The organism is Neisseriaceae bacterium (assembly GCA_016864895.1).
Lineage (GTDB): Bacteria > Pseudomonadota > Gammaproteobacteria > Burkholderiales > Neisseriaceae > QFNR01.
Map to the genome: position 1 here is coordinate 204888 of CP046107.1, position 24020 is coordinate 228907.

18 protein-coding genes and 1 pseudogene are annotated in these 24020 nt (G+C 32.2%); 12 read left to right on the plus strand and 7 right to left on the minus strand.

Annotated elements, in window-relative coordinates:
• Positions 1–255: 255 nt before the first annotated feature.
• Together ilvA and gltX are read right to left on the minus strand one after the other, a co-directional pair.
• The gene (gene ilvA / locus GKC53_00820) at positions 256–1779 is read right to left on the minus strand and encodes a threonine ammonia-lyase, biosynthetic (protein QRN40709.1); all 1524 of its coding nucleotides are present in this window, start codon (positions 1777–1779) and stop codon (positions 256–258) included.
• A 264-nt stretch (positions 1780–2043) separates the two neighbouring features.
• Positions 2044–3436: pseudogene (gltX, locus tag GKC53_00825) on the minus strand (glutamate--tRNA ligase).
• A 286-nt stretch (positions 3437–3722) separates the two neighbouring features.
• Here gltX and tyrS point away from each other — a divergent pair.
• The 5 genes from tyrS to gloB are packed head-to-tail and all read left to right on the plus strand — an operon-like array spanning position 3723 to position 8629.
• On the plus strand, positions 3723–4988 hold the full coding sequence (tyrS, locus tag GKC53_00830; GenBank protein ID QRN40710.1) for a tyrosine--tRNA ligase: 1266 nt from the start codon (positions 3723–3725) through the stop codon (positions 4986–4988).
• Between the two features lie 4 nt (positions 4989–4992).
• Positions 4993–6162 carry a succinyldiaminopimelate transaminase gene (locus GKC53_00835; GenBank protein QRN40711.1) on the plus strand — a complete coding sequence of 390 codons (1170 nt, stop codon included), beginning with the start codon at positions 4993–4995 and terminating at the stop codon, positions 6160–6162.
• Between the two features lie 8 nt (positions 6163–6170).
• Positions 6171–7106: an ACP S-malonyltransferase gene (fabD, locus tag GKC53_00840; protein ID QRN40712.1), complete on the plus strand. Its 936-nt coding sequence runs from the start codon at positions 6171–6173 to the stop codon at positions 7104–7106.
• 16 nt (positions 7107–7122) lie between these two features.
• Positions 7123–7863, plus strand: coding sequence for a 3-oxoacyl-ACP reductase FabG (fabG, locus tag GKC53_00845; GenBank protein QRN40713.1), 741 nt, complete (start codon positions 7123–7125; stop codon positions 7861–7863).
• A gap of 4 nt (positions 7864–7867) precedes the next feature.
• Positions 7868–8629, plus strand: coding sequence for a hydroxyacylglutathione hydrolase (gene gloB / locus GKC53_00850; protein QRN40714.1), 762 nt, complete (start codon positions 7868–7870; stop codon positions 8627–8629).
• Here gloB and tal read toward each other — a convergent pair.
• Positions 8626–9681, minus strand: coding sequence for a transaldolase (tal, locus tag GKC53_00855; protein ID QRN40715.1), 1056 nt, complete (start codon positions 9679–9681; stop codon positions 8626–8628). The two genes, gloB and tal, sit on opposite strands and share 4 nt — an antisense overlap.
• 11 nt (positions 9682–9692) lie before the next feature.
• Positions 9693–10565 (minus strand): EamA family transporter, encoded by an 873-nt coding sequence (locus tag GKC53_00860; GenBank protein ID QRN40716.1) that lies wholly within the window; start codon positions 10563–10565, stop codon positions 9693–9695.
• 89 nt (positions 10566–10654) lie between these two features.
• Between GKC53_00860 and GKC53_00865 the strand changes: the two genes are divergently transcribed.
• Positions 10655–11512 carry an EamA family transporter gene (locus tag GKC53_00865; protein ID QRN40717.1) on the plus strand — a complete coding sequence of 286 codons (858 nt, stop codon included), beginning with the start codon at positions 10655–10657 and terminating at the stop codon, positions 11510–11512.
• A gap of 452 nt (positions 11513–11964) precedes the next feature.
• Here the strand turns inward: GKC53_00865 and GKC53_00870 are convergent, their stop codons facing one another.
• Positions 11965–12384: a hypothetical protein gene (locus GKC53_00870; GenBank protein QRN40718.1), complete on the minus strand. Its 420-nt coding sequence runs from the start codon at positions 12382–12384 to the stop codon at positions 11965–11967.
• Positions 12385–12848: 464 nt separating this feature from the next.
• On the opposite strand from GKC53_00870, the gene GKC53_00875 reads away from it, so the two are divergent.
• The 6 genes from GKC53_00875 (at position 12849) to GKC53_00900 (ending at position 21258) form a co-directional block, all read left to right on the plus strand.
• On the plus strand, positions 12849–13484 hold the full coding sequence (locus GKC53_00875) for a 23S rRNA methyltransferase (GenBank protein QRN40719.1): 636 nt from the start codon (positions 12849–12851) through the stop codon (positions 13482–13484).
• Positions 13485–13516: 32 nt separating this feature from the next.
• A complete protein-coding gene (gene hflB / locus GKC53_00880) occupies positions 13517–15403 on the plus strand; it encodes an ATP-dependent zinc metalloprotease FtsH (GenBank protein ID QRN40720.1) in 1887 nt (628 codons plus the stop codon).
• 115 nt (positions 15404–15518) lie between these two features.
• On the plus strand, positions 15519–16730 hold the full coding sequence (gene sstT, locus GKC53_00885; protein ID QRN40721.1) for a serine/threonine transporter SstT: 1212 nt from the start codon (positions 15519–15521) through the stop codon (positions 16728–16730).
• Between the two features lie 387 nt (positions 16731–17117).
• On the plus strand, positions 17118–18854 hold the full coding sequence (gene msbA, locus GKC53_00890; protein ID QRN40722.1) for a lipid A export permease/ATP-binding protein MsbA: 1737 nt from the start codon (positions 17118–17120) through the stop codon (positions 18852–18854).
• 46 nt (positions 18855–18900) lie between these two features.
• Positions 18901–19680, plus strand: coding sequence for a ferredoxin--NADP reductase (locus tag GKC53_00895; protein QRN40723.1), 780 nt, complete (start codon positions 18901–18903; stop codon positions 19678–19680).
• Positions 19681–20064: 384 nt separating this feature from the next.
• Positions 20065–21258 carry an aminotransferase class I/II-fold pyridoxal phosphate-dependent enzyme gene (locus tag GKC53_00900; protein ID QRN40724.1) on the plus strand — a complete coding sequence of 398 codons (1194 nt, stop codon included), beginning with the start codon at positions 20065–20067 and terminating at the stop codon, positions 21256–21258.
• Between the two features lie 412 nt (positions 21259–21670).
• On the opposite strand, the gene gltS is transcribed toward GKC53_00900, so the two are convergent.
• Positions 21671–22921: a sodium/glutamate symporter gene (gltS, locus tag GKC53_00905; GenBank protein QRN40725.1), complete on the minus strand. Its 1251-nt coding sequence runs from the start codon at positions 22919–22921 to the stop codon at positions 21671–21673.
• Positions 22922–23197: 276 nt separating this feature from the next.
• Entirely contained in the window at positions 23198–24013 is an 816-nt protein-coding gene (locus GKC53_00910; protein QRN40726.1) for an RnfABCDGE type electron transport complex subunit B, read from the minus strand.
• Positions 24014–24020 lie beyond the last annotated feature (7 nt).

The window sequence follows — 24020 nt, forward strand, 5'->3', positions numbered from 1 at the left end:
ACATAAATAAAGTCTCTTTTCTGTCAGAATAATTCATTTAGGTAGGTAATTAATTTATTTTTTGGGAAACAATTTTTAAGGTTTAATGAACACAACGTTCTACATACTCAAAAATAAATTTTCATCTATATTAAAATCGGTATTATTTATCTCACGAAAGCCCCCCCATGATACCATAACATTTTTATTACAATTTTAACGTCCAAACATCTTACTAATTTTTCTCATTTCCACGGATTTTATTTTCTTTGATTTTTAAAAGGGACTTAAAAATAATTCATAGGCAGGGTCATGTGTATGATCTAAAAATTCATAATCTAACTTGTTAATAAACTGTCTAAATTCTTCTTTGTCTTGAGGTGGTACATCTATACCCATAATAACGCGTCCATAATCAGAACCATGATTTCTGTAATGGAAAAGAGTGATATTCCATTTAGATTGAAATGCACTTAAAAAATGACCTAACGCATTGGGATATTCTGGAAACTCAAAACTAAAAAGTTGTTCATTTTTAACCTCATTAGTTTTTCCACCAACCATATGTCTGATATGGATTTTAGCAATTTCGTTATCCGATAAATCCAAAGTTGCAAAACCAGATCTTGTTAAACTTTGAGTAATTTCTTGGATATCCTCTTGGCTATTAGTTTCTATGCCCACAAATATATGTGCATTATTCCTATTACCATATCGATAATTAAATTCTGTTATATTGCGATTACCAATCACTTGTATAAATTTTAAAAAACTACCTGCTTTTTCAGGAATAGTTACAGCTAAAATAATTTCTTTTTTCTCAGTTAACTCAGTTCGCTCTGAAACATGACGTAAACGATGAAAATTGATATTTGCACCACTATTGATAGTAATTAATGTTTGATTTTTTATATTATTATCAATAATATAGGACTTTAAACCAGCCAGACCAAGAGCACCTGAAGGTTCAATAATACTTCTAGTCTCATTAAAAATATCTTTAATAGCTGCACAAATAGCATCAGTATCAACTAAAATAATATCATCTAATAGATCTCTACAAATTTGATAAGTAATTTTACCAACTTCCTTAACTGCTGTCCCATCTGCAAATAAACCAACTGATTTTAGACTAACAATTTTATTTTGATCAATCGATTGTTTCATGGCGCAAGAATCCTCTGTTTGTACACCAATAACTTTAATGTCTGGGCGAACATTTTTGGTAAATGTGGCAATACCTGCAGCCAGTCCTCCACCACCAATTGGTATAAATATAGCATCAATTTTTTTTGGGTATTGACTAATAATTTCCATAGCAATAGTACCTTGTCCTGCTATCACATATTCATCATCGAAAGGAGGAATATAAATCATATTATTTTTTTCAATTAATTGTAGAGCGTGTTGGTATGCATCAGAAAAAGAATTACCATGCAATACAACATTCGCACCAAAGTGTTTGACAGCATCTATTTTGATTTGAGGTGTCGTGATCGGCATTACGATAATCGCGGAGTAGCCAAGTTTCTGAGCACCTAAAGCAACACCTTGTGCATGATTACCCGCACTTGCAGTAATGACACCATGACTGGCTTCTTCTTTGCTTAATTGAGAAATTCTATTATAAGCCCCTCTTAATTTAAAAGAAAAAACAGGCTGTAAATCTTCTCTCTTCATGTAGATACAGTTCTCTAAACGTTCAGATAAGTTTTTTGCGTACACTAATGGTGTTTGTTGAGCAACATCATAGACCGAAGATGTAAGAATTTTTTTGACATATTCTGAATAACAATTCATAAGGTTTCTTTACAATAATTTTATGGTTAAAGACTTTAACTATAATTATTTAAATCATATTTGAAAAGTCTTTTGAAAAACTTGATTAAAAAATATTTAATGTAATTGATGGCACTTTAAAGTAATAGATTTACAATCACTAAAAAAGCACCAGCCAAACCTTACCTCAATACAGACACGTCTGGTTGCCCTGTGAAGTAGAAAGTAAGGTCACCAACAACATAAATACACTTTAAGTGAGATCAATGGCTAAATACAGTTAGACTATTGTCGGATTCTTTTTAAAACTTCCTCTTTATCTAAAAGTGCAAGGACTTTATCAATAGATGGTACTTTTCCTGTCCCACATACCTTGATTCTCAAAGGCATACCTAATTGGCTCATTTTGATTTTTTCCTGCTTACAAAAAGGATTAAACAAAACATGTATATTTTCTGCATTCCATTCAGATTCTGGTATCATTTCTAGTTGATCAGCAAATCGTAATAATCGTTCTTTTGCACCCCCATCCCAGAACTTTTTTAATTCTTGTTCAGTTGGGGTTTGCTTTTGGTAAAAATAAATACTTTCTTGAGCCAAGTCATTTAAGTTATTGACTCTATCTCTTACTAATTCAAGAATAGGAATTATACTATCTACACTAGCATTATTAATATTTAATGCTTGCAATCTTGGTAAAACTAAAGTAGCTAATTGGGTTAAATCTAAATTTTTTATATATTCAGCATTTAACCAAAGCAATTTTTCCATATCAAAACGACTAGCAGCGGGACTGACTTTTTTTAAATCAAACCATTCAACAAATTGAGACATAGAAAACACTTCATCGTCTTGATGAGACCAACCTAGACGAGCAAGGTAATTAAGTAGCGCTTCTGGTAGAATGCCCATTTTGTCCATAATCAACCACACTTACCGCATCCCTTCGTTTAGACATTTTACTACCACCTTCATTGAGGATCATAGGGAGATGAGCATATTCAGGTATATTAGCCTTTAATGCTTTGAGTATATTAATTTGTTTAGGGGTGTTATTTACATGATCATCACCACGAATAACATGGGTAATACCCATATCATAATCATCAACCACTACGCATAAATTATAGGTTGGTGTACCATCACTTCGAGCTATAATTAAATCATCTAATTCTTTATTGTCAAAGCTAATAGAGCCTTTAACCAGATCATTCCATGACGTTGTTCCCTCAAGTGGCATTTTAAAACGAACAACAGGATCAACACTATTACAAATGGGGGGAAGTTTTTTACCGGGCTCAGGACGCCAACGACGATCATAAGAAAAATGCTGATTATTGACTTTAGCTGTCATTCTCATTTCATCTAGTTCTTCTTTGCTACAATAACAATAATAAGCATTACCTGAGTCAATTAAATTTTGTATAAGTTCTTTGTAGCGTGCCAGACGCTTAGTTTGATAAAATGGCCCCTCATCATAATCTAATCCTACCCATTGCATACCATCTAATATTGCTTGTACTGATTCTGAGGTAGAACGTTGTAAATCAGTATCTTCAATTCTTAAAACAAAATTTCCATTATTTTTTTTAGCATATGCCCATGAAAATAAAGCAGTTCTTACGCCTCCTATATGGAGATAACCAGTAGGGCTGGGTGCAAAACGAGTACGTACCATGATTTTCCTCAATAAAATAATCTTCAAAACGTTTTATTTTAACTCATATGAGATTAAATAAAAGTCTAACCCGATATAATTTCTTTTCAGATGTCTTAATTTTATTTGGCCATATTAACTATCCAAATCAATTCAATTATCGTCTACTATTTAATTTAATAGTCAAATAATTATTATCTAAAATCATTAAGAATAAGGAAATAGTCTATTTTATTATATGTTTAAATAAGGTAATATAGACGATTATATAAAAGATGATAGAAATAAAATAGAAAGAAAATAAGCAATGAATCAATTTATGCAAGAAATACAAGAACGAGGGTTAATTCAACAAGTAACCGATATTGAAACATTGTCTGATGCTTTAGAAAAGGGTTCTATTACCCTATATTGTGGATTTGACCCAACGGCTGATAGTTTGCACATTGGACATTTATTACCCATATTAATGTTACGTCGCTTTCAACAACATGGACATAGGCCAATTGCATTGGTTGGTGGTGCCACTGGTATGATCGGAGATCCAAGTTTTAAAACTGCTGAAAGAAATTTAAACTCAGCAGACACTGTAGCAGATTGGGTGAAAAAGATTCGTAAACAATTGGAGCCTTTCTTAGATTTTGAGAGTAAAAATGCAGCAGTATTAGTCAATAATGCAGATTGGACTATAAATATTAATGTACTCACTTTCTTACGTGATATTGGTAAACATTTTTCTGTTAATGCCATGATGAATAAAGAGTCTGTTAAACAGCGTTTGAGTCGTAATGATGTAGGGATTTCATTTACAGAATTCGCTTATAGTTTGCTACAGGCATATGATTATGCTCAACTTAACAAAAACTATGACTGTATTTTGCAAATAGGTGGCTCTGACCAGTGGGGTAATATTACGGCAGGTATGGATTTAACTAGGAGATTAAATCAAAAAGCAGTTTATGGCTTAACCCTACCTTTAATAACTAAATCTGACGGCAGTAAATTTGGAAAAACAGAGAAGGGTACGGTTTGGTTAAATAAAGACAAAACGTCACCTTACCAATTTTATCAATTTTGGTTAAAGGTACCTGATGTGGATGTTTACAACTTCTTAAAACTATTTACCTTCTTAACGTTAGCCGAAATTGAAGAAATTGAACAAACAGATAAGAATAGTGGTCAAAAACCGATAGCACAAAAGATTTTAGCAGATGAGATTACCCGTATGGTACATGGTGAAAAATTATTACATGCAGCCCAAAGAATCTCAAAAAGCTTGTTTGCAGAAGATCAAAGTGATTTAACAGAATCTGATTTTAAACAATTAGCCTTAGATGGTTTGCCAAGTTGTCGAGTAGAAGAAGGGTTATCTATCATTGAAGCATTAAATAAGAGTCAACTGGTGAAATCAAATAATGAAGCTAGAACATTTATTACACAAAACTCAGTTCGATTGAATGGCAAATTAATCCAGGATAATAGTTATATTTTATCAAGTAATGATAAAAGATTTAATCGCTACGCTATCTTGCGCCGAGGTAAAAGAAATCACATCTTGTTATATTGGGATTAGAAAGATGAATCCTTTATTAGAACAGTTAAATCTTTATCCTTTTGAAAAACTAAGAAACTTATTAGAAAACATTAAGGCTAACCCCAGTTTAGAAGAAATCAATCTAACCATGGGAGAACCAATGCATGAGGTTCCTAAATTTATCCCTAATATATTGACCGATCATTATGTGAAACTCTCTAAATACCCAACGACAATGGGAACAGATAAGGTTAGAGAGGTGTGTAGTAACTGGCTGAAAGATAGATATTCTGTTGTAGTAGACTCTAAGAGAGAGGTTCTACCGGTTAATGGTAGTCGAGAAGCATTATTTTCATTTACACAAAGTATTTTAGACACTGAAAATAAAGAAACTTATGTAGTCGTGCCTAATCCTTTTTATCAAATCTATGAAGGTGCAGCTATTTTAGCAGGTGCAAAAATAGCCTATGCCAATGCTTATGTCCCTCGGTATATTCCTAAATGGAATGAAATAGAACCCAATATTTGGAAAAAAACTCAGTTAGTATTTGTTTGCACACCAGGTAATCCTACTGGAGCTGTTATGAACCTACAAGATTGGGCAGAACTATTTGAGTTACAAAAAAAATATGGTTTTACTATTGCATCTGATGAATGTTACTCTGAAATTTATTTTTCCGAAAAACCATTGGGTGTATTACAAGCAGCTCAAAAGTTAGATTTAGATTTTTGTAAAAAAATCATGTTCACCAGTCTATCTAAGCGTTCAAATTTGCCAGGTTTAAGAAGTGGCTTTGTTGCGGGAGATGCTAATTTGATTCGTCACTTTTTAAAATATAGAACGTATCATGGTTCTGCCATGAGTACACTAGTGCAAGAAGTTTCAATAGCAGCGTGGCAGGATGAGTCACATGTCAAAAATAATCGAGCTTTATATCAAGAAAAATTTTCACATATTATTCCCATGTTAAAACGGGAATATGAGATAACTGAACCAGATGCTTCTTTTTACCTCTGGTTAAAAGTCAATGATGATTTAGAATTTACAAGAAATTTATATCAAAAACATTCTGTAAAAGTGCTACCAGGAAGTTATTTGGCTCGGGAGACCAGTTTTGGTAACCCAGGCAAAAACAGGGTACGGATTGCTTTAGTCGCACCACTTGAAAAATGCGTGGAGGCAGTTAACAGAATATTAGACTACAAAGGATAAAATTTAACATGGCATTCGCATTTTTATTTCCCGGGCAAGGTGCTCAAAAGTTAAATATGATGTCTGGATTTACAGATGTTACGATTGTTAAAAAAACTTTTGATGAGTCTTCCAAGATATTGGATTTAGATTTATGGGCTTTAATTAATGGTGAAGATGTACAAATAATTAATAAAACTATAATTACTCAGCCATTACTACTGACTGTAGAAATAGCTATTTACAATGCTTACTTAGAAGCAGGTGGAAAACAGCCAGATTATTTTGCAGGACATAGTTTAGGTGAATACAGTGCTTTGGTAGCAGCTCAAGCCCTAAATTTTTCAGATGCTGTTCGCCTCGTTCGTACAAGAGCCGAATTAATGCAGTCAGCTATTCCAGAAGGTTCAGGTACCATGGCTGCTATTTTAGGATTATCAGATGAAGATATTAGACAGGTGTGTGAGGAAGTAAGTGCAAAAGATCAAGGTTTAGTCCAAGCAGCCAACTATAATTCAATGAATCAAGTAGTCATTGCAGGTAAAACCAAGGCAGTAGAATTAGCGATGGAAATGGCCAAAGAAAAAGGTGCTAAAAGAGTGATTCCTTTACCAGTATCTGTGCCTTCTCATTGTCAATTAATGCAACCAGCAGCAGAAAAATTAGCCAAAACATTAGCTGATATTGAAATTAAAAAACCAAAAAGTAAAGTAATTCATAATGTTGATATTATATCATATAATAATCCAGATGATATTAAAGACGCTTTAGTCAGACAATTATATTCCCCTGTTCGGTGGACAGAGACTATACTATCGTTACTTGATTGTGGCATTAATATTACAGTTGAATGTGCACCTGCTAAGGTGTTAACTGATTTAAATAAGCGTATTTCTAAAGAAATGACTTGTACACCTTTTATGAGTATGGATACTGTCAATAAATGGATTCAGGTCAATCAATAAAGGCAAAGAAAGGACAATGATGTTAGTAACAGACAAAATAGCATTAGTGACTGGTGCATCAAGAGGTATAGGCGCTGCAGTAGCAGACGTTTTAGCCAATGCAGGGGCGATTGTCATCGGAACAGCAACTAGTAAAGAACAAAGTCAAAAAATTCATGACCGTTTATCACCATTTAAAGGAGCGGGTAAATGTTTGAATGTTGATAATAATGAAAGTGTACTTGAAACAGTTGAGAGTATCCAAAAAGAATTTGGTCCTATTACTATTTTAGTTAATAATGCAGGAATTACTAAAGATAATCTACTGATGAGAATGACAGAAAAAGAATGGGATGATGTTTTAAATATTAATTTAAAGTCCATTTATAGAACTTCTAAAGCAGTATTAAGAGGAATGATGAAAGCTAAAGAGGGTAGAATTATCAACATTACTTCGGTAATAGGACGAATGGGGAATAGTGGTCAAACAAATTATGCAGCCAGTAAATCCGGTATGATGGGTTTTACTAAATCTTTGGCAAGAGAAGTAGGCTCAAGAAACATTACCGTTAATTGCATAGCTCCTGGATTTATCCAAACTGATATGACAGATAATTTATCGCAGGAAACGGTAGCTGATATATTAAGCGAGATCCCCTTAGGTGTTTTGGGCGAAGCAAAAGATATTGCCAACACAGTTTTATTTTTGGCTTCCGAGGGTGCAAAATATATTACAGGACAAACCATACATGTGAATGGTGGGTTATTGATGGAGTAATAAAATGAAAATTACAGCATTACCAGCTCCTAAATACCATCTAAATAATTATATTTGGATACTAGAGTTAGAAGATAATGTTGTTTGTATCGATCCTACGCAAGAAGATATTGTTTTAGAGTACACCAAAAGAAATAATTTATCTATCCAACATTTTTGGATCACTCATGGCCACCAAGATCATTTAGCTGGTTTAGCTGGTTTACTCTCACACTTTCCACAGACTGAGGTCAGGGGATCACCCTTAGTTTTATTAACCAATCAACCTGTGCGAGATGGTGATACTTTTTTGATAGGGGAAAATAAGGTTGAAGTATGGGAAACACGAGGCCATAAAAGAGATCATGTTATTTTTATACTAAAATTAGACCGATTACATATTTTTTGTGGTGATATTTTATTTAGTGCTGGGTGTGGTCGCGTTTTGGATGGCACAATACAAGAGCTTTATGAAAGTATCTGTCGAATTAATACCTTACCTGAAAATAGTCTATTTTATCCTGCTCATGAATACACACAACATAATTTAGAATTTGCCAAATATGTTGAACCAAGCAATGAAGTAGTTAAAAGCACATTATTACATATTCAAAACAACCCTCATATTACTTTACCCGTCACCTTAAAACATGAACGACAAGTTAATCCCTTTCTCAGAGTTCAAGAGCCTGAAATTATACAAAGAGTACGCAAACAAATACCCAATGTTGACAATACACCATTGGGTATCTTTTCAGGCTTAAGAACCTTGAGGAATCAATTTTAATTAAGTTGGTCAAGAATTTTTTGGAAGGCCTGCTCAAATTGTAATAATCCTTCTTGTTGCAGTTTAGTTGATAAATTTTCCAAAGAAATACCTAGTTCTTCAACTTCCGCTAATACCATTCTAGCTTGATCAATGTTATTAATTAAAGACGGGCTTGCAGTACCATGTTCTACAAAAAAATTTAAGGTTTGTTCTGGTAGTGTGTTAACTGTTCCAACACCAATCAAATTGTCAACGTACAATACATCACAATAATCAGGATTTTTAGTCCCAGTTGAAGCCCATAATAGCCAGATAGGTTTAGCATCATGCTTGTTCAACCATACTAATTGTTGTTGATCAAAAATAGTTAACCAATCTTGATAGGCTTGTTTCGCAATAGAAATTGCAACTTTACCTTGTAAATGTTGAGGTAGAGCGACATCCAAAGCAGTATCAATTCGTGATAAGAAGAAACTAGCAACCGCCCGAATATGATTAATAGGTTGAGCATTTGCTAATCTTGTCTTTAACCCATTCAAATAAGCATAATGTATTTTTCGTGTTACCTCTAAAGAAAATAGAAGTGTAATATTGACATTCATGCCTTCACTAATCAAGTATTCAAAAACCTTAATACCAGATCCAGTCGCAGGAACTTTAATCATTACATTAGGTCTGTCAATTAACTGCCATAGGCGTTTGGCCTCTCGAACACTATTTTCATAATTTTGTGATAAATAAGGATCTAATTCAATACTAACATAACCATATTGAAAATGAGATTCTTGATAAGTATCAAAAAATTCATCACAGGCATCTTGAACATCTTGAATAGCTAAAAATTCATATTTTTGCTTTGCAGTTAATGGTTTTTTATTTAATTTATCAATATCCTTTTGGTACAAAGAATCACTTTCAATAGCCTTAGAAAAAATGGCAGGGTTAGTAGTTATGCCTGTAACGCCAAGTTGGCGCATATGTACTAATTTTTTTGAATGAATTAAAGATCTAGATAAATTATCTAACCAAATTTGTTGTCCTAATTCTCTTGTTTTTATTATATTATTCACAATAATTCCCCCTAAAAATAAACTAATTTTTCCCCATTAAATAAAAATATGATCGCTACAGTAGCTAACATAATACCTAGCCAATTTCGAAAACTAAGAGGTTCCTTAAATAATATTTTACCAAAAAATGTCCCCAGGATTATGATGCCAATATTAACCACAGTGAATACTAAGCTAGGATTGTCAGGATAATGCTGATGAGAACGCAGATAAAAATAAATATTACCAAAATTGAATATACCTAATAAACTTCCAATGAATACATTTTTGTACTTAATAGTTTCTTTTTTAACAAAAATTATACTGAATAAAATAAAAGCGGCTAAACTAAAAGTCAAGAGTAGTGTCAAACCAAAATCAGCACCAGAAGCACCTACTTGTTTAAATAAAATATCAATAATCCCAAAACCCATAAAAATAGTAAAAAAATAAATAAAATTCATGAGACATTTTCTGGGCTTATCATCCAATGTATCATTTTTACCATTAAGTAATAAGAAAATTGACAAAAAAGCCAGGATGATACCGATTACTTTTGTTGAATTAATAGTTTCATCAAAAATAGTGAAAGATACTAAAACTGGGATAAAAAGAGATAGCCGTTGAGCGACATCTGTTTTGATAATGCCTATATTTTTAATTGCATATCCCATTACAATAAAAATACTAGGTAACAAAATCCCTAAACTTAAAAATAAAGGCCAAGATAAAGAACTTATATCTTTAGGTATAGAGGGCATTAACAGTGTATAGCATAAAACTATTGTAGTGATATAATTAAAAGCAATAGCCTGTTTTAAGCTAACGTCAGGATATTGGTTGCTTAATTTTAAAATAATTGAGACAGTAACACTGAAAATAACACTTAGCGCAATTAAAATCATTTCATTCTACAGGATAAAAATAAGAAGGTATTAATTGTAACGATTATTCCACATTTAATGTGAATTAAATTAGAGAATAAAGGATAAAAATGGATTCTTTATGGATGGTGATAGCATCGTTAGGTTTTTCACTAATGGGCTATTTCGTCAAGATTTGCAGTCAATATTTTGATTATCAGGAAATTGTTTTTTGGAGAATGTTGTTTGCAACTACTGTGTTATTAGCCATAGCTAAAGTTAAAGGTCAAAGTATTAAAACATCTCATTTTAAAAATCATGTCATTAGAGGTGTCATAGGAACAATTGCTTTAATCCTTTATTTCTACTTAATTACTTATTTACCTTTAGCAACAGCTATTACTTTGAGTTATACCTCTGTTATTTGGTTTATTGTCTTTTCATTTTTTATTCTAAAGCAAAAAGTATCACTGTTGGTTTTGTTCTGTGCTACTTTAGGGCTAATTGGTGTTGCCTTATTAGTACAACCGACTTTTTCTCAGGGTCAGATCGGTATAACACTTGTAGGAATATTAACAGGAGTTATTTCCGCATTAGCCTATATTCAAGTTAAACAATTAACAATTTTAAAAGAACCTGAATGGCGGATTGTCTTCTATTTCTCTTTGATTGGTACTACTATCACCGGAATATGGAGTTCATTCTCAGGTTTTCATACTGTTACTTTGGAAAACTTTGTTTACATTTTATTCATGGGAGCAAGTGCTTTAGTGGGGCAAATGTGCATGACTTTGGCTTATTCTAAGAAAGATTTATTTATGTCTTCTATTCTTTCCTATCTAACTATTGTTTTTTCCTTTTTGATTGGTTTTTTTATTTTGGGAGATCAATTAAGTTTAAAGGAAGGAATAGGTATCCTATTAATAGTAGCAAGTGGTTTAATGAGTAGTCTATTCAATCGAAATAAGGTAAAAAGTGCAAGAAATTAACTTATCATTATCAAGGTTATATACAACACAAACAAATACTGTCCAAACAATCATAGAAAGAGAGATTTTTTGATAAACAAAATATTAGTGATAACAATTGGGTAGTAGTAGTAATTAGTCATCACCTAATACAAACGATCACAAAGAAAAATCAATATCAATTTGATATACTTACATGAATTAAGACAATTTATAGTTATCTTTTATTTTGCTACTGGGCAATGACTGGTATTGAATTACTAAAAAGTGATACAGCGGATCACGGGATGTGTCATCATTTACTCCTGATATACAGATAATCTCGATATAAATTCTTCCCATTTTTGGAATGGGATTAGTCCATTTTGAACACAGTTCCCCAAAGATTTTCAGCAAAAAAAAAAAAAAAAAAAAAAAAAAAAAATACAAAAAATATTTTTTGATTGATAATTGGTATCCCAATTAATAAGATTCTACTTTTTGCTAGGTAAATTTTTATTTTTTTTGGAAAAAAACAAATTAGGCAATTGCTTATTCTTTAAAAGACAGAAAAAACCGTAGGATAATAAAATAAAATAAACTAACTGGCCAACACACCTGAGATAAAACGTAAAACTGATATTTCCAGTTTTGATGTTGGAGGTAAAATTTAAAGAAGCAAAAATTAACAATAGAAATATAATAGCCAAAGTAATTAACCACCAGTAATGCCTCACATAAGACGATTCTTTGATTGGATTCGATTGAAATAAAACAAGAGCAAAGCCTAATACCATAACAACTCCATTAGTAAAGAGTAAAATACTTTCAATCAAACCCAAATAATACAAAATATAGACCACAATTAACATTTTTTTGATGTTGGGATCATTTCTCCTACCTATTTGCTGCATTATTTTGACTTCCTTAACCTTTTTTAGCAGAATTTATGCCATAAAACTATCACTTTCCCAATATTTTATTGGAAAGTAACCTCTAATTAATATTATTGTACATAACATTTCTTTATTTTCTATTACATAGACATAGATTCATCCTAATTTTTATAGTTTATGAGCTAATAAATTAGTTTAAGACGGCGCTAGTTAATCCCTTTCTGTTCAATAATAGCTACTGGTTCTAAATAGTGAGATATTCGTTTAAGAGATTTTTTAAATTTTTGATCTAAAAATTCCATAGTTTTTAAAATTTATTAATGTTGTAAATTATTTCTGGTATTATCCTCTAGTTAAAGTATAAGGGACAGAAGTGAAATTTAAAATACTTTATAAACTTATAGCATAAATTACAGAATAAATTTTTAATCTAGTATTTGTATTGTATAATATGAGTCATTTTTAATTTAAAAAACACATTCATGAAGAAAAAGAATAACAATACACGTTCCAAATCCTCTGCTTCATGGTTGAATGAACATGTTAATGATCATTATGTGCATCTTGCCAAAAAAAATGGCTATCGAGCAAGAGCAGCTTATAAATTACTAGAAATTGATGATAAAGACAAATTATTAAAACCGAATTTAAAAATAGTTGACTTAGGAAGTGCACCTGGTAGCTGGTCTCAAGTGGCTATTCAAAGGACTCAAGGTAAGGGAACCATTATAGCTTTAGATATTTTAGAGATGGATCCCATACAAGGTGTTCATTTTATTCAGGGTGATTTTACTAAATTAAGTGTGCTAAAAACATTAGAAACTTATTTAAATAATGATGAATTAGACCTTGTAATTTCTGATATTGCCCCCAATATTACGGGGATGGCTATTATAGATCAAGCTAAGAGTTACTATTTGGCAGAACTAGCACTTGATTTTTCTAAAAATCATTTAAAAAATAATGGACGTTTTTTGGTTAAGATTTTTCAAGGATCTGGTTATCAGGAATATTTAAAATTAGTTAGATCATATTTTAACGATGTGGTGGTTAGAAAACCCCAAGCATCAAGAAATAGATCTACAGAGTTATATTTATTAGCCTCTAACTTACGCTAACATTTGAGATATTATTTGGGGAGTTTTGATTAGTGAATACTTCTATAAAGAAAATATTAATTACTGTCTTAGTTGTAACAGTATTATTTTTAGGTTACAGCATGGTGAAAGAACAACAAAATATGAAGTCTCAGATGGATTATTCAGACTTTTTGGGTGCTGTTCACTCTCAAGAAGTAAATAGGGTTTCTGTTGAAGGCTCATTTTTATATGGTTATAGCATTAAAGGTGAAAAAAAAGATAATACTAAATTCACTACTAATGCGCCTTATGACACAGCCTTGTTCAAAGTACTACAAGACAATAATGTTAAGACAACCATTATTCCAGAAGAACGACCAAGTGTACTTCAAAATTTATTTATCAGTCTAATCCCTTTATTTTTACTAATTTTCTTATTTTATTTCTTCTTTATGAGAATGCAAGGGGGAGGATCTAAAGGTGGAGGTGCTTTTTCATTTGGAAAAAGTAAAGCAAGATTAATTGATAAAGATGCTAATCAGGTAACATTTAAAGATGTAGCAGGTTGTGATGAAGCCAAGGTAGAAGTTCAGGAAATTGTTGATTATTTGAAGGAACCTTCACGTTATCAAAAGTTAGGAGGTAAAGTACCTCATGGGGTGTTAATGGTAGGTAGCCCTGGTACAGGGAAAACTTTGTTGGCTAAAGCCATTGCCGGTGAAGCCAAGGTTCCATTTTATAGTATTTCAGGTTCAGATTTTGTGGAAATGTTTGTGGGCGTAGGTGCCTCTCGTGTTAGAGATATGTTTGAACAAGCTAAAAAACAAGCACCTTGTATTATTTTTATCGATGAGATTGATGCGGTAGGTCGTCAACGTGGTGCTGGTTTAGGTGGGGGTAACGATGAAAGAGAACAAACCCTTAACCAATTGTTAGTTGAAATGGATGGTATTGAATCCAATGCTACGATTATTGTTATTGCAGCGACCAATAGACCTGATGTCTTAGATCCAGCATTGTTACGACCTGGACGCTTTGATAGACAAGTGGTAGTGCCTATGCCTGATATTCGTGGACGTGAACAAGTCTTAAGTGTTCATGTACAAAAAATTAAAGTAGATGATTCTGTTAATATTTCAGAAATTGCACGTGGGACACCTGGCTTTTCTGGTGCTGATTTAGCTAATTTAGTTAATGAAGCTGCTCTTTTGGCAGGTAGAAATAAAAAGGTTGTTGTTGATCAAAGTGACTTTGAAGAGGCAAAAGATAAAATCTATATGGGGCCGGAACGTCGCTCTATGGTTATGCACGAAGATGAGAAAAGAACAACGGCTTATCATGAAAGTGGTCATGCAGTGGTCGCAGAATCTCTTGATGGAACAGATCCTGTACATAAGGTAACAATTATGCCTAGAGGAAGGGCTTTAGGTCTAACTTGGCAATTGCCTGAAAGGGATAGTTTTAGTAAATATAAAGATCAGCTGCTTAATGAAATTGCAATACTATTTGGTGGAAGGGTAGCAGAGGAATTATTTGTTAAACGTATTTCTACTGGTGCTTCCAATGATTTTGAAAGAGCAACCAAAATTGCTAAGGAAATGGTCATGCGTTATGGTATGTCTGACTTAGGTCCAGTTGTTTTTTCAGAAAATCAAGATGAAGTGTTTTTGGGTCGAAGTGTAACACAATCCCAGAATATTTCCGAATCCACTATGAAAGAAGTTGATACAGAAGTACGTAGGATTTTGGAAAAACAATATACATTAGCGAAAGAAATTTTAGAGTCAAACAAAAATATTGTTGAAACAATGACTGAGTCTTTGATGAAATGGGAAACTATCGATCGTGATCAAATCCTTCAAATCATGGCTGGTGAACAGCCAAGTGAACCCAAGGATTACAGTCATAATTTAGCAGAAAATCAACCTGATATAGAAAAAAATGAAGAAAACAAATAGAACAGACTGTTGAGAAGGAAATTTTTAATACCAGTAAACAATAGTAATACAAGTAGAGCCATTTAAAGGTAACTAAAATGGTAAAGATTAATCAAACAGCCACGGATGTAATATTATGTTGTCTTCGATATATTTTTTTGTTTTTAAAGGTAATTTATTAATTAGAGTTGTCATATCTATAGTCTTAGCTATTTCAATGGCTATGTTTTTTCCTGAAATAAGTACTCATTTTAAGATATTAGGAGACCTCTTTATCCAAGTTTTAAAGTCTATTGCACCAATATTAGTTTTCGTGTTGTTGATTGCTTCGATCTCTGGACAAAAAACATATATCCAAAAGAGTATTCGCTTTATTATTCTCTTGTATTTTTTAAGTACTTTCTTAGCATCATTATTAAGCGTGATGATGAGTTTTGCGTTTCCGGTCACTTTGCCTCTATCGTTAACTAACACACAAAACGTTGGTTTAGGTACTGTTCCTGATGTTATTTCATCTCTACTTTTAGGAATGTTAGAAAATCCTATAAAAGCTTTATATCATAGTAATTACATTAGTATATTATTTTGGGCAATTCTAATTGGGTTTGGTGTTAGAAGTGCCTCAGAAATGACTAAAGTTTTTTTCCAAAATATGTCTGATATTCTATCAAAGATTGTTTCACTAGCTATTAGTTTTGCACCTTTTGGTATATTTGGTATTTTAAGCTCTACATTAGCTATTGAAGGAACAGAGTCTTTGAAACTGTATTCACAAATTATTTTATTACTTGTGGTGACAATGATGATAATGGCATTCATAATCAATCCTTTGTTGGTATATGCATTCAATAAAAAGAATCCTTATCCTCTAATTTGGAGTGCTGTAAAAACCAGTGGTATTACTGCTTTTTTCACCAGAAGTTCGGTTGCCAATATTCCTGTTAACTTAAAAATTTGTGAGGAACTAAAATTAGATAAAAATGTTTATTCTGTCACCATTCCTCTAGGTGCAACTATTAACATGGCAGGTGCTGCAATTACTATTACCATCTTAACATTAGCCACTGTACATACCTTAGGTGAGCCTTTGTATTTTATTACCACTCTTTTGCTATGTTTTTTGGCTAGTATATGTGCTGCTGGTTCTTCTGGTATAGCAGGTGGATCAATTATGTTAATTCCAGTTGCTTGCAACTTATTTGGACTTTCTCCAGAAATATCGGGTATGGTAATGGGTATTGGTTTTGTAATAGGTATTATTCAAGATTCGATGGAAACAGCACTTAATTCATCTTCGGATGTAGTGCTAACAGCAACTGGCTGTTCTTATTTTGATGCTAAAAATTAGAAATTAGGTAATTTATTTTTATAATCTTCTTTCTATCGTCGAATAAGTAGGAGGATTCTGTAGCTATGATAAAGAAATATATCAATATACAGACTTTTTCCTTAAAAAAAATAATTAAAACTTTGTATGGAGTTTTTTGTGTCTGAGAAATTATTGTCTTGTTAAGATTTAACTCTATTGTTTTGTATTGATGTAAATTCCAAAAGTATCTAGAATCTTTGAAACTTTCCTCTATTAATCAATATATGATCTTATGAGAAATAGTCATTTGATTGTTACTTAAATTGAATCAAAATTCTCATAATCATAGTATTGATGATAGGAATCATTTTGTTAAAGTTCTCGAAGTTGTTTATAATATCCACCTATATACTGCTAATTAAACATATGTTGCACAATCCTAGTACTAATTTTACTGTCTATAGAAGACTATTTCTTTACCTAACAGACTATTGGAAACTTTTTTCAATTGCAGTAATTGCAATGATAATAGCTTCTTTAACCACTCCTTTATTTGCACTTTTAACCAAACCACTCATTGACAAAGGATTTGTTGAGCAAAACCCATATTATACTTTAATGATTCCGGTTGCTATTGTTATTTTGTTTTTAATTAGGGGTCTAGCTAATTATATTAATGACTATCTAACTACCTATTTATCAAGCCATTTAGTGCAAAAAGTTCGTTTAGAAATGTATGATAAAATCATACATTTACCTGTAATTTATTTCAAAGGTGAATCCTCAGGTATAGTTGCCTCTAAAGTATTGAATGATGCTAATCAAATTACTGATGCAGGCTTTAATGTGATTACCGTATTGGCTAAAGATGGGGTGATGGTAGCGGGTTTGTTGGTACTTTTATTCTATTTAGATTGGCAATTAACATTGATTACTTTTGTTACTTTTCCGATTGTAAGTATTTTGGTTAAAACGGTAAATAAAAGACTGAGAACATTAACCTCATTAAATCAGTCTTATATGGGTAGTATGACACAATCTTTAAACGAAACGTTTGACGGTATCAAAGAAATTAAAATATATAATGCTTATGAGCAAGAGAAAAACCTTCTTAAACATCTAACGGATGCTATTAGGACTAATTTAGTAAAACAACGTTCAGCTAATTCAGTCAACACATCTATAACTCAGTTTATCATAGCTGTCGCACTAGCAGTAATTATTTATTTTGCTGGCATAAGAGTACAACAAGGATTTACACCAGGGTCATTTATGGCTTTTTTAAGTTCAATGATTGCTATGTTTGATCCTATGAAACGTATAACAGACATTTCTCAATCTTTACAAAGGGGGATAGCAGGTGCTGAGAGTGTATTTAATTTTTTAGATTTAGAGATAGAGCAAGACAGTGGTATATTAGAAACCAACCAATTCAAGTATGAAATATATATGAATAATATATCATTTCGCTATCCTGGTTCAAATTCCGATAATCTAAAAGATATTGAATTGACTATTCCTAAAGGGAAAATAGTTGCTTTAGTGGGTTCTTCTGGTTCTGGTAAGAGTACTTTAGCCAATCTGATACCTCGTTTTTATGATGTTTCAAAGGGAAGTATATTACTAGACAATGTTGATATTAAAGACTTGACCTTGCACAGTTTGAGACAACATATTAGCATAGTCAGTCAAGATATTTTTTTATTTGATGATACTGTTGCCAACAATATTGCTTACGGTGATAACAGTAAAGACATTAAAAATATAGAAAATGCACTTAAAGCAGCAAATGCTTGGAATTTTGTGATGCAATTACCAAAAGGAATAAATACTAAAATAGGTGAAAATGGTTCCAAATTATCGGTAGGTCAACGACAAAGACTAATTATTGCAAGAGCAATATTAAAAAATGCACCTATTTTAATTTTAGATGAAGCAACTAGTGCCTTGGATGTAGAATCTGAAAAAGAGGTTCAAAATGCCTTGGAACGATTAATGCAAGATAGAACAACAATAGTAATTTCACATCGTTTATCGACTATAGAATCTGCTGATTTAATTGTTGTGATGCATGAGGGGCGTATTGTTGAAAAAGGTAAACATCAAGAATTATTAAAGATGGGCGGGCGCTATCAAGCATTATATAATATGCAGTTTTCCTAGGACAAAAATGATGAATCATAATGATGATACAGATTAAGGAGTTTAAATGTCGGCTTATAACATAGAAAAAGTATTATCAGTCCATCATTGGACTGATAATTATTTTAGTTTCACTTGTACTAGAGATGAAAGTTTACGCTTTGATAGTGGTCAATTTGTAATGGTAGCCCTACAAGTGAAAGAATTGGAACGACCAATTGCTAGAGCTTATAGTATCGCCAGTGCTAACTGGGAGGATCATTTAGAATTTTTTAGTATTAAGGTTCAAAATGGAGCACTAACTAGTAGGTTGCAACATTTAAAAGTTAACGATGAAGTTTTGATTAGCCGAAAACCTACTGGTACTTTAGTATTATCAGATTTGAAGCCTGGTAAAAATTTATATTTATTCGCAACAGGCACAGGAATAGCCCCTTTCCTGAGTTTAACCAAGGATCCAGAAGCTTACGAACAATTTGAAAAAATTATTCTAGTACATGGCGTAAGAAATATTGCAGACTTAGCTTATCATGACCACTTCACAATATATTTAAGGGCACATGAATATTTGGGTGATATTATTAAAAATCAATTAATTTATTACCCTATTGTTTCGAGAGAGTCTTTCAAACATCAAGGACGTATTACAACTTTAATGAGTAATGGACAATTATTTCAGGATATTGGGTTACCTGTCATCAATCCAGAGTATGATAGAGCAATGATTTGCGGTAGCCCAACAATGCTAAAAGATATTTCGACAATATTGAATCAATTAGGATTGAAAGTGTCTCCTAAGAGAGGTCAAAGAGGTGATTATTTAATTGAAAGGGCTTTTGTTGAATAAGTCAATATTCTAAAAAAGGAAGAAGTATTAATCACTAAAAATGCAAATTGGGGTTTATACTGTTGGTTTCTGAACGGTGACTATTAATTCTGATTTTTTTGGTGTAATTTTCCCTAGTAAAAAATGATTGGTATAGGAAAATGGATCTTATTCGTATCCTTTAATCTAGATTTATATTGATGAATTTTTTATTTCCGAAAATATGACAGTTTCAGTTTCTGCTATTTTCACCATTGAAAATTAAAGTATATTATCGTACTATTAGCGTATATTTTGAGTTTTATTACGGTAGTTCTAGTTTGATTTTCTTGTTATTCCGACGATATAGTCTGTTATTGTAAGTTTTTGTAACATAAAGAATTTTGTATTTGATGGGTATTTATTATGTTTAGATATGTTGATTTTTCTGTGGGTGATCCGATTTTATCTTTGGTTGAAGTATTTAAACAAGATCAAAGATCGGAAAAAGTTAATTTAAGTATTGGTGTTTATTATGATGAAAATGGTAAAATACCGTTACTCGACTCTGTAAAAAAAGCATCGGATCATTTAGCCAGTCAGTATATTCCTCGTGCCTATCTACCAATGGAAGGATTATTAGAATTTAGAAAAGCTGCCCAAGCGTTATTATTTGGAGAAAATAATCCTTTGTTAAAAGAAAATAAAATCCAAACAATTCAAACAGTAGGTGGTTCTGGTGCTCTTAGGGTGGGCGCACAGTTTTTACATAGGTATTTTTCCAATAGCACGGTTTACGTGAGTGACCCCACTTGGGGAAATCATATTGCTATTTTTGATGACACAGGTTTTAATGTGGAAAAATATCCTTATTATGATTCAAAAACAGGGGATATTAAGTTTAAAGAATTAGTAGAATTTTTAAAGAAAATACCAGAGAAATCAATCATATTATTACATGCATGCTGTCACAATCCAACAGGTGTAGATTTAACTCGTGAAGAGTGGGATATAATTTTACCAATTATAAAAGAAAGAAACTTAATTGCATTTATGGATGTTGCTTATCAAGGCTTGGGTGATGGTTTAGAAGAAGATGCTTACGCTGTTCGTAGAGCCGCCTATTTAGGTATTCCCTTTTTAGTGAGTAATTCCTATTCTAAAAATTTATCCTTGTATGGCGAACGTATTGGTGCTTTATCGATAGTGGCAAATACTGAAGAAGAAGCTAAATCGGTATTTAGTCAGTTTCAATTTTCTATTCGTCGTTTATATTCTAGCCCACCATTACATGCGGGACATATTACCTCTATTGTGATGAATACCCCCCAATTGTATCAAGAATGGACTTCAGAGGTGGAGGCTATGAGGTTACGTATTCGTGAAATGCGACAAAAAATTTATGACGCACTAACCCGAAATATTCCTAATAGAGATTTTAGTTACTTTACTAAACAGAGAGGAATGTTTAGTTTTACAGGGTTAAGTAAAGAGCAAGTATTACGTTTACGCGATGAATTTGCGGTTTACTTAGTTGAAAATGGCCGTATGTGTATTGCTGCACTCAATCAACAAAATATTGATTATGTGGTCAACGCTTTTTCTAAAGTCTTAGAATAGGCATAATATGTATGAGAACAGTTTTTTTCAAAGGTTAGTTGTATTTAATACAAAATTAAGCTAGATTTTATGTCAAAAAATAATAGATTTAATGTTCCTTGAATTTGATAAAGTAAATAAAGTTGTCTACTAAATCTGATCAGTAGTAGGGTATAGGTGTGATTTTTGAAATGTTCATGTCCAAAATGATTGCATTATTATCTTGCTTCTTGCTTGAAAAAAATGAATCGCTAAAATAGGATTTTGAAATAAATACCTTATTTTATCCTATTGATTGAGTTTTTCCACGATCAGAGATTGGCTATTACTTAAAACATGTACATTCTTAGTGAATAAGATATATTTTCTAGGTATAACAATAAGATAAGAACCCCTTGTGACCACATTGTTGATACAGGATTTGTGTCTGTATTCAAACTAAAAAATACTGGAAAATGGTTAAGACAATGGTATTGATCATAGCCATAAAAAAAGATGCTGCCACTGGAATAATTAAAAAAGCTTTTGGTGAAGGGCCAAATTTCTCAGTAAGTGCTTGCATATTAGCAATAGCTGTAGGCATTGCACCTAGACCAAATCCACATTGACCCGCACAAATAATTGCCGCATCATAGTCTCTACCCATTACATTAAAAGTGATAAAATAAATATAGAGCAAGGAAAATAGCGTTTCAATTAATAACACAATCGTAATAATATAACTTAAACCAGATAGTTGGTACAATTTTAGAGAAATAAGTGCAACAGCTAAAAACAAATATAAAGTAACATTGCCAAATATGTCAATATTTCTATCAAATACTTGATAATTGAAAACATGGCTCAAAATATTTCTTAAAATAACTCCTGTAAATAAAGTCCAAACAAATGGAGGGACTTTGATAATACTGGTTGGATAATTAGTATTTAGCAAATTGGTAATAAAATAAGAAGCACTCAAACATAATGCGACCATTCCCAATACTTCCAAAGTAGAGCTGGCAGTGATTAAACGAACCTTAGTTCCACCTTCAGATGAAACAGAGTTTTCATTCTTGCTTTGAGCAATTTCTACCTTTGAAGGAAGCGTCACCTTACCCTTACGCATTAATAAATTGGCTATAGGACCACCAAGTAATCCACCAGCCACTAACCCGTAGGTAGCTGCTGTCATGCTTATAGTAGAAGCACCTATTAAACCATAGTTTCCTTCGAAAAAAGAGCCCCAACTGCCCGCTGTGGAATGTCCTCCCACTAAAGGTATAGAGCCTAATATCAAGCCATGTAACGGTTTTAGTGGTTCAAAAAAATAAGTAGACATTACACCTATTATATCTTGTAAAAATACAAAAAATATTAGAGAAATCACAAGAATAGCTAAGGGTTTACCACTTTTAGCTAGACTTTTTAAATTCACACTTAACCCGGCGGATGCAAAAAAAGATAGCATACAGAAATTTTTCAAGCCTTCATGAAATTGAAATTCAACGCCATGAGTATAATATAAAATTAAAAGTAGAAAAGAGACAACTAAACCACCAGTTACAGGTTGTGGAATGCTATATTTCTTGAGAAAAGTTATTTTCTCAGTCAAAAAATGACCCAGTGCAATGACTAGTACCGCTATAATGAGTGTATAATATGGATTAACAACAAAGTTAGTAATGTTTGATATTGGTTCCATGTTTAGTCTCCCATACAATTGAATTTTTCAAAAGTCATACACCACTATATTGGCTTTTCTCCTTATAAGTACTATTAACCCTACTAATACTAGAATAATTAATCTAATTTACTTACTATAACTGTAATAAAAAATTATTTCAATAGATGACACCTAATTGACTTGATGCTTTCTTGAATATTCTGGGTATCACGATTTAAACTACAGGCAAACTAAGACTTTACTTTTTGGTTTGGTTTACTACCCACTAATCTGTCAAATATATGTTAAAATAATTTAATTACCATTATTTTCTTCTTTCCATTTACGCAAAAAAGCCAAAGCAACTGCTTTTTCCTGTTCTGAACCATAGCGAAAATCTTTTTGTGCTTTACGATAGGCAGCACGTTTTTTCTCTTGTAATATTTTTTGTTGACTATGTTCTTGATCCTCTATTCTGACTCGATTAAATTTCCGATTTTGGGCATTATATTTAGCCCTATCCAATAATGATTGAATGACAAGATTAGAAGTATTACATGAGGTATTATTGCTTTCCTCCAATAAATTATTTTTTGATTGGTCTAAATAGCTTTGTTTTTTTTGCTTTGAAAGTTCTAATCTCTTATTTCGATTATCAAAGCGAATTTTAGCGTGTTCAGAGGCTTTAGTTCTAGGATCCAATGAATCACTCAAAATGGGATTTTTAGGTAGATAGTCAATATTTTCCGATTGCGGAAAAATACAATCAACGGGACAAACAGGTATACATAATTTACAACCTGTGCACTCTTGATTAATAACAGTATGCATTTTTTTAGTTGTACCAACAATGGCATCAACAGGGCAAGCTCTAACACAAGCTTTACAACCAATGCAGATCATCTCATCAATGTATACAGTCTGATTAACAGAAGGCTCAACTGCAATAGGTGGTCTACCTAAAAGATTAGCTAAATCCAACATAACTTCATCTTTACCAGGTAGACAAAGATTAATCTCTGCTTTTCCCTCTGCTAGAGCAGTCGCATAGGGCAAGCACCCCTTGTAACCACATTGTTGACATTGAGTTTGTGGAAGAAGTTGATTAATTTTTTCAACTTTCATATTCATATTTGGT